Consider the following 10,632-nt stretch of genomic DNA (forward strand, 5'->3'; position numbering starts at 1 on the left):
TTTCTGCTCATGTGGCAGTCCCCAGACGATGTCGTGCTCATCTCCGACCCCCGGGTGACCGCGATCCCCGTGCGGGAAAGCGGCGAACCGCTGGCCGACGTCCGCGGGCGGCTGCGCCTGGACCCGCGGCTGGCGGATGACGAGGGCGCGTACGCGCACCTGCGCTCCGGCCTGCTCGACCGGCTGGAGCGGGCCGAGCGCTCGCTGCCCGACGGGTTCCACCTGCTCGTCGTCGAGGGCTACCGGCCCATCGCCACCCAGCGGCAGATCTTCGACACGTACCGTGCGGAGCTCCACACCACATTCCCCGAAATCTCCCCCGACGAGTCATATATTGCGGCGAGCCGGTATGTGTCTCCGGTTGAAGTCGCCCCCCACACCGCCGGCGCGGCCGTGGACCTGACCCTGTGCGACCCCGACGGCGTCGAGTACGACATGGGCACCCAGGTCAACGACAACCCGGAGCAGAGCGACGGCGCCTGCTATACGGGCGCGCCCAATATCTCCGCCGACGCCCGCTCCCACCGCAAGCTCCTCGCCGCCGCTCTGGAGCCCGTGGGCCTGGTCAACTACCCCACCGAGTGGTGGCACTGGTCCTACGGCGACCGTTACTGGGCCATGTCCACGGGATTTCCCCACGCCCACTACGGGCCCATCTAAGCAATCGTTTGCTTGACGGGTTTTCCCCGGGGCGCGGGCAGGGCACAACCTTCAGTCGGAGGGTTTTGGACTCCCAGCGAGGTGTGGGCATGGTTCCGTTGATCGGGATCGAAGAGGAATACCTCGTAGTCGATCCCCGCACCCGCCACGTGGCTCCCCGAGCGGCCGATGTCCTGGCCGCGGCGACGGATGTCCTCGACGTGGTGCAAGAAATCACCAGGTTCCAGGTGGAGGCGCGCACGCCGCCCTCCGCCTACCTCAGCGAGCTCGGCTCGCAACTGCGTTCCGCGCGGCAGGAGGTGGCGTCCGCCGCCCGTTCGTGCGGACTGGCGGTCGTCGCGAGCGGCATCCCCGTGCTGGGGAACGTCATGCTGCCGCCGCTCGCCGACGACGATCGATATCACGAAGGGAGGACGCTCTATCGAGCGCTTCACGACGAGATCAGCATCTGCGCCCTGCACGTGCACGTGGACGTGCCCGACGAGGAGCACGCCGTCTACGTCGGCAACCACCTGCGTCCCTGGCTGCCCACGCTGATCGCGCTGGCCGCCAACTCGCCGTTCTTCGTGGGCCGCGACACCGGCTACGCGTCCTGGCGGGTGATCAGCTGGGGTCGCTGGCCGGTGTCCGGCGCGCCGCCGTACTTCCCGTCGTTCGGCGACTACGAGCTGGCGGTGCGCGCGCTGACGGAATCGGGTGTGCTGCTCGACGCCAAGACGGTGTACTGGGACGCCCGGCCGTCGTCCCGGCTGCCCACGGTCGAGATCAGGGTGGCCGACGTGCCGCTCGACGTGAGCGACAGTCTCACCCTGATCGGGCTCATCCGCGCGCTGGTCGTGACCGCGCTGGCCGCGGTGAAGCGGGGTGACCGGGGGTTGCCGATCCCGGCCGAGGTGCTGCGCGCCGCCTACTGGCGCGCGGCACGCTACGGCCTGATGGGCGACAGCATGGACGTGCGGCACGGCGCCCTCGTGCCCGCGCCGGTGATGGCGGACCGCCTCCTGGAGCACGTACGCCCGGCGCTGGCGGCGGCCGGCGACCTGACGTTCGTCCAGGAGGGGCTGGACCGGCTGCTGAGCAAGGGCTCGGGAGCCATGCGCCAGCGCCGGGTCCACGCCAGGGGCAACGACCTGGCCGACGTGGTGGACGACCTCATCGAGGCCACCGTCGCGTAGCCACATCGCTCAACGCAGAGCGAGCGCCACGGCCACGCCCAGGCCGAACGCGACAACGACGCCGCGCAGAACCTTGGCCGACATGAGCTTGGCCAGGCGCGTGCCCAGGAACCCGCCGGCCAGGCTGGCCGGCGCGATCACCGCCACGGCCTGCCACTGCACGGGACCGAACAGGGAGAACGCCACGACCGACACCGAGCTGATCACCAGCGCGAGCGTGGCCCGAACGGCGTTCACCCGATGCAGGTTGTCGTGCAGGAACATGCCGAGCACCGTCAGGAGCAGTACGCCCATGCCTCCGTTGAAGTAGGCGCCGTAACAGCCGCCGAGGAACACCCCGGCGTACACCATCTTGCTGGGCGGCCCGTCGGCCTCACCGCCGAAGAGCTTGCGCAGCCACGGCTGGGCCAGCAGCGCCAGGCTGGCGAAGGCCACCAGCCACGGCACCAGCGACTCGAACAGCCGGCCGGGCGTGAGCAGCAGCAACGCGCTGCCCACGCCCGCGCCCAGCACGGTCGTGATCGACAGGGCCGCGGCCCGGCGCCGCTGGCCGCGCAGCTCGGCCCGGTAGCCGAGCACGCCGCCCAGATAGCCGGGCCACAGCGCCACCGCGTTGGTCACGGACGCGGTCAGACTCGGATAACCCAGCGCCAGCAGCGCGGGGAACGAGATGAGCGTCCCGCCGCCCGCCAGCGCGTTCACCACACCGGCCAGCAGGCCGGCGCCCAGCATGAAGAGCAGATCCGTCATCGGCCGACTGCGTAGCCCTGTGCGCCGCGCGGGTTGGCCGCGGCCTTGAGGAACCCGCCGTCACGGGCGACGGCGCTGAGCCTGCCGAGCGTCCACGGGCCCTGCACCTCGACCTCGTGCCCACGCCGCCGCAGCTCCGCTATCACGCCCGCGTCCACGCGGTCCTCGACGTGCAGCACGCCGGGGCGGGAGCCGCGCGGGAAGAACGAGCTGGGGAAGTGCTCGGAGTGGAACATGGGGGCGTCGATCGCCTCCTGCAGGTTCAGCCCGCCGTGGACGACCGCGAGGAAGAAGTTCAGGCTCCACTGGTCCTGCTGGTCGCCGCCCGGCGTGCCGAATGCCAGCCATGGCCTGCCGTCCCTGAGCGCGAACGACGGCGTCAGCGTGGTGCGCGGACGCGTACCCGGGCGCAGCGAGGCGGGCAGCCCGTCCTGCAGCCAGAACATCTGCGCCCTGGTGCCCAGGCAGAAGCCCAGCTCGGGGATCGTGGGGGAGCTCTGCAGCCAGCCGCCGCTGGGGGTGGCGGAGACCATGTTGCCGTGCCGGTCGACGACGTCGAGGTGGCAGGTGTCACCCTTCACCGAGCCGTCGCGGGCCACGGTCGGCTCGCCGACGCCCTGCGGGGCGCGCGCGCCGGAGACGCCGGGGGCGTCGCTGGCCGTGCCGGGCGCGGGGAAGTCGGGCAGCCTGGGCGCGCGGCCGCCAGGGGAGCCGGGCCGCAGCTCGAGGCTGGCCTCCGCGCCGATGAGCTTGCGCCGCTCGGCGTTGTAGGCCTCGCTGAGCAGGTCGGACACGGGCACGTCGGTGTCGCCGTACCAGGCCTCGCGGTCGGCGAAGGCGAGCTTGGCGGCCTCGGTCACCGTGTGCACGTAGTCGGCGCCGAGGAAGTCCGTCCCGTCCAGGTCGAAGCCTTGCAGCAGGGCGAGCTGCTGCAGGAACACCGGCCCCTGGCCCCACGGCCGCGTCTTGTAGACGGTGTGGCCGTGGTAGTCGAAGGCGAGCGGCGCCTCGACCGAGGCGGACCACCCGGCCAGGTCGTCGCCGGTGAGCAGCCCGCCGTGCGCCGCACCGCTGCTGTCCCGCCAGGCCGTCTTGGCGCAGAACTCGGCGATCGCCTCGGCCACGAACCCCTCGTACCAGGCGCGGCGGGCGGCGGCCAGCTGTCCCTCGCGGGTGCTGGACGCGGCCTCGGCCTCGGCGACCACCCGCCGGTACGTGGCGGCCAGCACCGGGTTGGCCAGCTTCGACCCGGCTGGGGGAACGTTCCCGCCGGGCAGCCAGGTCGCCGCCGACGTCGGCCAGTCGTCGGTGAACAGCCCCTGGACGGACTCGATCGTGGCCGCGACGCGCTCCAGGACCGGCACCCCGTGCTCGGCGTAGTGGATCGCGGGCGCCAGCACGTCGGCCAGCGACCAGGTGCCCCAGCGCTCCAGCATGAGCATCCAGCCGCCGAACGCCCCCGGCACGGTGGCCGCCAGCAGCCCCGTGCCGGGCACGATGTCCAGGCCCAGCTCGGTGAAGCGCTCGATGGTGGCGGCGGCCGGGGCGACGCCCTGCCCGCACACCACGGACACGTTCTGCTCGTCCTCGCTCCACAGCAGGATCGGCACCTCGCCGCCGGGGCCGTTCAGGTGCGGCTCGGCGACCTGGAGCACGAACCCGGCGGCCACCGCCGCGTCGAAGGCGTTCCCGCCGCGCTCCAGTACGCCCATGCCGGTGGCCGAGGCCAGCCAGTGCGTGCTGGCGACCATGCCGAAGTCGCCCGTCAGCTCGGGCCTGGTGGTGAACAAGATCTCTCCTTCTATTGATGGGCGGCCGCGTCCGGGACGCGGTCCACCGTGACCAGGTGGCACGCGGCCGGATGGCCGTTCCCACGTGGATCGGTCAGGGGCGGCTCGTCGGTGCGGCAGGCGTCGTACGCCAGCGGGCACCGCGTGTGGAAGCGGCACCCGGAGGGCGGGTCGACCGGGCTGGGGACGTCCCCGCCGAGCACGATCCTGCGCCGCTCCCGCTGCCGGACCGGATCGGCCACCGGCGCCGCCGACAGCAGGGCCTGCGTGTACGGGTGCCGCGGCGCGGCGAAGATCTCGGCCGTCGGACCGGACTCGACGATCTTGCCCAGGTACATGACGGCGATCCGGTCGGCCAGGAACTCCACCACCGACAGGTCGTGCGTGATGAACAGGCACGAGAACCCCATGTCCCGCTGCAGGTCGGTGATCAGGTTGAGCACCGACGCCTGCACCGACACGTCCAGCGCCGACACCGGCTCGTCCGCCACGACCAGCTTGGGCTCCAGGATCAACGCCCTGGCCAGCCCGACCCGCTGCCGCTGCCCGCCGGACAGCTCGTGCGGGAAGCGGGAACGCATCTCCTGTCGCAGCCCCACCTTCTCCAGCATGCCGGACACACGTCCGGAGACCTCACGCCGGTCGGCCACCTTGTGCCGCAGCAGCGGCTCGGCGACGATCTGCCCGATCGTGAAACGCGGGTTGAGCGAGGAGTAGGGGTCCTGGAAGACCATGTGGACATTCCTGCGCAGCGGGCGCATGGCCCGGCGCGACAGGTGGGTGATGTCGCTGCCGTTCAGCTCGATGGTCCCCGAGGTGGGCTCGGTCAGGCGCAGCACGCACTTGCCGACGGTGGACTTGCCGCTGCCGGACTCGCCGACCAGGCCGAGCACCTCGCCCTGGCCGATCTCCAGCGACAGGCCGTCCACGGCGCGTACCTGGCCGTAGTGCTTGACCAGGTTGTCGATCCGCAGGATCACTGCTTGCCTCCCGGGTGGAAACAGGCCGCCAGATGGCCGTCCGCGTGCCGTTCGAGCGGGGGCCTGGCCGCGCGGCAGTCGTCCTGGGCACGCGGGCAGCGGGCCTGGAACGCGCACTCGTCGGGGTCCGACAGCGGCGAGGGCACCATGCCGGGGATCTCCGCCAGGCGCCCGCCGACCGCCGCCGACGGGAGCGCGTTCATCAGCCCCACCGTGTACGGGTGCCGCGGGTTCGCGAACAGCTCGGTCACCGGGGCCTGCTCGACGGCGCGGCCGGCGTACATGACCACGGCCCGGTCGGCGATGTCGGCCACCACGCCCAGGTCGTGCGTGATGAGGATGATCGCCGTGCCCAGCCGGTCGCGCAGGTCGCGGAAGACGTCCAGCACGCCCGCCTGGATCGTCACGTCGAGCGCCGTGGTCGGCTCGTCGGCGATCAGCACCCGGGGCGAGCAGGCCACCGCGATCGCGATCATCACGCGCTGGCGCATGCCGCCGGAGAGCTGGTGCGGGTACTCCTTCATGCGGCGCTGGGGCGCCGGGATGCCGACCAGCTCCAGCAGCTCGACGGCGCGGCTGTTCGCGGCCTGGCGCGCGAGGCGCTCGTGCCTGCGCAGCACCTCGGTGATCTGGTAGCCGACGGTGAACGACGGGTTCAGCGAGGTCATCGGCTCCTGGAAGACGACCGAGACGTCCTTGCCGCGTACGTGCCGCAGGTCCGCCTCGGGGAGCGTGGTGAGCTCGCGACCGTCCAGCTTGACCGAGCCGGACAGCCTGGTCGTGTCGGGCGGCAGCAGCCTGGGCACCGACATCGCGGTGACCGACTTGCCGCAGCCGGACTCGCCGCACAGCGCCAGGATCTCGCCCTCGTCCAGCGTGAGCGAGATGTCCCTGACCGCCTGCACCAGGCCGTCCTCGGTGTCGAAGCCGACCCGCAGGTCGGTGATCTCCAGCAGGCTCATCGGCCGCTCCTCGGGTCCAGGACGTCGCGCAGCCCGTCGCCCAGCAGGTTGAAGCCGAGCGTGGCCAGCGCGATCATGATCCCGGGCCAGACGGCCAGCCAGGGCGCGTCGCTCAGATACTGCTGCGCGGTCGTCAGCATCACGCCCCACGAGGGCGTGGGCGGCTGCACGCCCAGCCCCAGGAACGACAGCGTGGCCTCGCCGATGATCGCCCCCGGGATCGCCACGGTGGCCTGCACGATGAGCGGGCTGAGGCAGTTCGGGAGCACGTAACGGAAGATGAGGTGCCCATCGCCCGCGCCGTCGGCGACGGCCGCGGCCACGTAGTCCATCTCCCTGATCGCCAGCACCTCGCCCCGGGTGATCCTGATGACGGCGGGCAGCTGCGAGAAGCCCAGCGCGAACACCACGCCCTTCAGCGACGGTCCGATGATCGCCGCCAGGCCCACCGCGAACACCAGGAACGGGAACGCCAGCGTCACGTCCACCAGCCGCATCACGACCGGGTCGAGCCAGCGCCGGTAGAACCCGGCGACCAGGCCGATCGGGATGCCCACGACCATCGCCAGCAGCGTGGAGAGCACCCCGGCCTGCAGCGACACCATCGCGCCGTGCGCGATCCTGGCGAACGCGTCGCGGCCCAGGTCGTCGGTGCCCATCGGGTGCGCGGCCGACGGGGGCGCGAGCGTGGCCAGGTAGTCCTGCGCGGCGGGGTCGCCGGTCACCAGCGGCCCGATCAGCGCCAGCAGCACGAACGCGACCACCAGCACCAGCCCGGCCATCGGCATCGGGCGCCTTCTGAAGCGCCGCCACATCCTGCCCCTGCGGGGCACGGCCACCTCAGTCATGGCCGCCCCCGGCCAGCCTGATCCGGGGGTTGAGGTACGCGTACGCGATGTCGACCAGCAGGTTGACCAGCACGTACCCGATGACCGTGATCAGCACGACGGCCTGGATGACGGGGTAGTTCCTGGTCAGCACGGCGTCCACGGTCAGCTTGCCGAAACCGGGGATCACGAAGATCTGCTCGGTCACGACCGCGCCGCTGATCAGCGCGCCGAGTTGCAGGCCGAGCACCGTGACCACGGTCGTCAGGCTGTTGCGCAGCGCGTGCGCGCCCACGACCTTGATCTCGGACAGGCCCTTCGACCTGGCGGTCCTGACATAGTCGGCCGACAGCGCGCCGAGCATGGCCGAGCGGGTCTGCCGCATGAGGATGGCGGCGAAGCCGGTGCCGAGCACGAGGGCGGGCAGGATCATGCGCTGGAGGTTCTGGCCGGGGTCCTGGGTGAAGGGGACGTACCCGGAGGCGGGCAGGACCCGCCAGGTGACCGCGAACAGCAGGATGCCGAGCAGTCCGAGCCAGAAGTGCGGCACCGACAGCCCGGCCAGGCCGAACCCGGTGGCCAGGTAGTCGGCCAACCGGCCGCGCCGGACGGCCGCGACGATGCCCGCGCCCACGCCGACGACGATCGCGACCAGCATGGCCAGGGCCGACAGCTCCAGCGTCACCGGCAGCCGCTCGGCGATGATGTCGATCACCGGGAGCTGGTCCTGCGTGGAGCGGCCGAAGTTGCCGGACAGGGTCTGGCCGACGTAGTCGACGTACTGGGCGGGCAGCGGCTTGTCCAGGCCGAACTCGTGCCGGATGGCCTCGACCACGGCGGGCGAGGCCTCCTCGCCCGCCATGACCGTGGCCGGGTCCCCGGGCAGCGCCCTGATCCCGAGGAAGATCAGGACGCTGGCCAGGAACAGCACGATCACCGCTGACCCGCAGCGCCGAAGGATGAACCAGAGCATTACGCGGTGAACCCGGCGGTGACGAAGCGCGGCAGGCCGTCCTTGAAGTACTGGACGCCGGCGACGTTCTTGCTCATGCCCAGGTAGTACTTGTTGTGGTACAGGTACAGGACCCCGCGCACCTCGGCGGCCTTCTTCATGGCGCTCGCGTAGAGCTCGGCCCGCTTGGCCGGGTCGGACTCGGCGGCGGCCTGCTTGATCGGGTCGTCGATGCCCGGGTCGGACATGCCGCTGTAGTTGTTGCTGCCGCGGCTGGTGATGAGGTTCGTGAGGTTGCCGTCCGGGTCCACGCGGCCCGACCAGCCGTTGAGCAGGACGTCGAACTTGCCGGACTTGCCCTGCTCCAGCGTGCTGACGAACTCGGCGGTCTGCACGCTCACGTTGAAGCCCGCCTCCTTGGTCATCTGCTGGATGACCTGGGCCAGGCGCACGTTGGTGGCGTCGTTCGGGCTGGTGAGCGTGACCGTGATCGGCGTCTGCACGCCGGACGCCTGCACCAGCTGCTTGGCCTTGGCCAGGTCGCGCTTCGGGCACTGCAGGTCCTGGGCCCGGTAGGGGCTGTCCAGCGGCACGGGGAAGCAGTCCACCTCGTGCAGGCCGTTGTAGACGGTCTTGTTGATCACGTCGCGGTCGAGGGCCAGTTCGAACGCCTCGCGCAATTGCGGGCTCTTGGCCAGCGCGGTGTCGACCGTGCCGGGCTTCTCGGTGGAGCCGCTGGCGTTGCCGGTGTTGATCGTGATGCCGTAGTAGCCGAGGCCGCCGCCGGACACGACCTTGAGGTTCGGGTCGCTCTGGACGCCCTTGACGGTGGTGGTGGCGAGGTTGTCGCCCACCTGGACGTCGCCGGACTTCAGGTTCGCGGACCGTACGTTCGGGTCCACGATGATTTTGTATACGAGCTTGTCGAGCTTGACCTTGGCGGCGTCGTAGTAGTCGGGCGCCTTCTCCAGCGCGATCTGGCTGCCGGACGTGCGACTGGCGAACTTGAACGGCCCGACGCAGACCGGGCTCGCGCCGAAGTTGTCATTGCCCGCGTCCAGGGCCTTGGGCGACATGATCATTCCGGCGCGGTCGGCGAGCTGCGCGGTCAGCGGCGTGAACGCCTGCGTCAGCGTGAGCTTGACCGTCGTGGGGTCGACCACGGCGACCTTGGACACCGCGGCCAGGTCGGCCTGGCGCGCGGACTTCTCCCAGGTGCGGTGCCGGTCCAGCGACTTCTTGACCGCCTCGGCGTCGAACGCCGTGCCGTCGTTGAACTTCACGCCCTCGCGCAGCTTGATCGTCACCTCCTTACCGTCGGCGGAGACCTCGGGCAGGGCGGTGGCGAGCTGCGGGACCAGGTTCGACTGAGCGTCGATGTCGAAGAGCTTCTCGCACATGTTCGCGAACACCTCGCGGCCCACCAGCGTGGTCGAGATGCTCGGGTCGAGCGCGTCGGGGTCGGCGCTGAGCGCCACGTTGAGCGTGCCGCCCGCCTTGACCGGCCGATTGTCGGCCGAGGCGTCGGCTATGGAAGGAGGGGCTGCGGGGGTGCCGCTCGACCCGCCTCCGCCGCAAGCTGCCAGGGCAAGGGGGAGAACGGCGAGCGCCGCGACGAGCCTGGGGGACGGTCTCATGGGGCCTCCGTTGAAACGTTTAGGAGACTGTATACAAGACCTGACATTTCACCGGTGTTTCATGACCCTGTGTTGTTATCTGAGTGTTTTCTAATCGTTCGGGGGATTTGTCCTGCGGACCGCCGTCAGGAACGACCGCCGAGCCGCGGCGACGTGCGCGATCGCCCTGGCCTGCGCCTCGTCCTCGTCGCCCGCCGCGATGGCCTCGCACAGGCTCAGGTGCTCGCTCCAGGAGTGCGGGCCGCGGGCGGCGGCGGTCTGGCTGAAGACCCACTGCGCCCGCAGGAGCATGGGCTTCATCATCAGGCTGAGGTACGAGTTGCCCGCCGCCTCGCCCACGGCCAGGTGGAAGGCGGTGTTGAGATCGGCCACCTCCTCCAGGCGCCCGTTCTCCACGGCCTCCTTGGCCTGCTCCAGCACCCGCCGCAGCCGCTCGGCCGACTCGGGGGTGCGCTTGCGCGCGGCCAGCCGCGCCGCCAGGCCCTCGACCGCCATGCGTACGTCGAAGAGCTCCTCGCCCTCCGCCGCCGACAGCCGCGCGACGGTGGCGCCGAGCCGGGGCACGACCTCGACGAACCCCTCGGCGGCCAGCACCCGGATGGACTCGCGCACGGGGTTGCGCGAGACGCCGAGCAGCGCGGCCAGCCGATCCTCGACCAGCCGCGCACCCTGGGCGAGCTCGCCGGAGAGTATGCGTCGCCGCAGCTCGTGGGTGACCTCGTCGCGCAAGGTCTGATGGGCCGCGCCCAGCGTCAAATCAGTCATGAGGCGACAATCGTATACAGTCGGGGTCCCACCTCGCGGCCGTGGCACCACCAACCCCCCACCCACCAAGCACACCAACCCCAAGCCCTCCACCACAGACTCCCGCACCGCGCCCCGCCTGCCGAGCGGCACCG

Annotated in this window: 10 protein-coding genes; 2 read left to right on the top strand and 8 right to left on the bottom strand. The window is 71.1% G+C overall.

The annotated features are described in order from the left end of the window. The first annotated feature begins 9 nt into the window (after positions 1-9). Both ABZS69_RS17030 and ABZS69_RS17035 read left to right on the top strand, forming a co-directional pair. On the top strand, positions 10-660 hold the full coding sequence (locus ABZS69_RS17030) for a M15 family metallopeptidase (protein ID WP_355372647.1): 651 nt from the start codon (positions 10-12) through the stop codon (positions 658-660). An 89-nt stretch (positions 661-749) separates the two neighbouring features. After that, positions 750-1,835: a glutamate--cysteine ligase gene (locus ABZS69_RS17035; protein WP_355372650.1), complete on the top strand. Its 1,086-nt coding sequence runs from the start codon at positions 750-752 to the stop codon at positions 1,833-1,835. A gap of 9 nt (positions 1,836-1,844) precedes the next feature. Here ABZS69_RS17035 and ABZS69_RS17040 read toward each other — a convergent pair whose 3' ends face one another. From ABZS69_RS17040 to ABZS69_RS17075, 8 genes are all read right to left on the bottom strand, one after another. Beyond that, on the bottom strand, positions 1,845-2,585 hold the full coding sequence (locus ABZS69_RS17040; protein WP_355372653.1) for a sulfite exporter TauE/SafE family protein: 741 nt from the start codon (positions 2,583-2,585) through the stop codon (positions 1,845-1,847). After that, positions 2,582-4,336, bottom strand: coding sequence for a gamma-glutamyltransferase family protein (locus ABZS69_RS17045; RefSeq protein WP_355373398.1), 1,755 nt, complete (start codon positions 4,334-4,336; stop codon positions 2,582-2,584). The genes ABZS69_RS17040 and ABZS69_RS17045 overlap by 4 nt, the downstream gene beginning before the upstream one ends. Before the next feature lie 50 nt (positions 4,337-4,386). Next, on the bottom strand, positions 4,387-5,355 hold the full coding sequence (locus ABZS69_RS17050; protein WP_355372656.1) for an oligopeptide/dipeptide ABC transporter ATP-binding protein: 969 nt from the start codon (positions 5,353-5,355) through the stop codon (positions 4,387-4,389). Continuing rightward, a complete protein-coding gene (locus ABZS69_RS17055; RefSeq protein WP_355372659.1) occupies positions 5,352-6,317 on the bottom strand; it encodes an ABC transporter ATP-binding protein in 966 nt (321 codons plus the stop codon). Before ABZS69_RS17055 ends, ABZS69_RS17050 begins: the two co-directional genes overlap by 4 nt. After that, a complete protein-coding gene (locus ABZS69_RS17060) occupies positions 6,314-7,165 on the bottom strand; it encodes an ABC transporter permease (RefSeq protein ID WP_355372662.1) in 852 nt (283 codons plus the stop codon). Before ABZS69_RS17060 ends, ABZS69_RS17055 begins: the two co-directional genes overlap by 4 nt. Then, positions 7,158-8,117: an ABC transporter permease gene (locus ABZS69_RS17065; protein ID WP_355372665.1), complete on the bottom strand. Its 960-nt coding sequence runs from the start codon at positions 8,115-8,117 to the stop codon at positions 7,158-7,160. Before ABZS69_RS17065 ends, ABZS69_RS17060 begins: the two co-directional genes overlap by 8 nt. Then, positions 8,117-9,733 (bottom strand): ABC transporter substrate-binding protein, encoded by a 1,617-nt coding sequence (locus tag ABZS69_RS17070; RefSeq protein WP_355372667.1) that lies wholly within the window; start codon positions 9,731-9,733, stop codon positions 8,117-8,119. The genes ABZS69_RS17065 and ABZS69_RS17070 overlap by 1 nt, the downstream gene beginning before the upstream one ends. Before the next feature lie 90 nt (positions 9,734-9,823). Continuing rightward, on the bottom strand, positions 9,824-10,498 hold the full coding sequence (locus ABZS69_RS17075; protein ID WP_355372669.1) for a GntR family transcriptional regulator: 675 nt from the start codon (positions 10,496-10,498) through the stop codon (positions 9,824-9,826). Positions 10,499-10,632: the final 134 nt, after the last annotated feature.

Origin of the sequence: Nonomuraea sp. NPDC005650 (genome assembly GCF_040605375.1) — a bacterium.
Classification (GTDB): Bacteria; Actinomycetota; Actinomycetes; order Streptosporangiales; family Streptosporangiaceae; genus Nonomuraea.

Bases quoted from the DNA above. Each gene is read 5' to 3' on its own strand.
- ABZS69_RS17030 (WP_355372647.1), top strand. From the start codon at position 10: ATGTGGCAGTCCCCAGACGATGTCGTGCTCATCTCCGACCCCCGGGTG.
- ABZS69_RS17035 (WP_355372650.1), top strand. From the start codon at position 750: ATGGTTCCGTTGATCGGGATCGAAGAGGAATACCTCGTAGTCGATCCC.
- ABZS69_RS17040 (WP_355372653.1), bottom strand. From the start codon at position 2,585: ATGACGGATCTGCTCTTCATGCTGGGCGCCGGCCTGCTGGCCGGTGTG.
- ABZS69_RS17045 (WP_355373398.1), bottom strand. From the start codon at position 4,336: ATGGTCGCCAGCACGCACTGGCTGGCCTCGGCCACCGGCATGGGCGTA.
- ABZS69_RS17055 (WP_355372659.1), bottom strand. From the start codon at position 6,317: ATGAGCCTGCTGGAGATCACCGACCTGCGGGTCGGCTTCGACACCGAG.
- ABZS69_RS17060 (WP_355372662.1), bottom strand. From the start codon at position 7,165: ATGACTGAGGTGGCCGTGCCCCGCAGGGGCAGGATGTGGCGGCGCTTC.
- ABZS69_RS17065 (WP_355372665.1), bottom strand. From the start codon at position 8,117: ATGCTCTGGTTCATCCTTCGGCGCTGCGGGTCAGCGGTGATCGTGCTG.
- ABZS69_RS17070 (WP_355372667.1), bottom strand. From the start codon at position 9,733: ATGAGACCGTCCCCCAGGCTCGTCGCGGCGCTCGCCGTTCTCCCCCTT.
- ABZS69_RS17075 (WP_355372669.1), bottom strand. From the start codon at position 10,498: ATGACTGATTTGACGCTGGGCGCGGCCCATCAGACCTTGCGCGACGAG.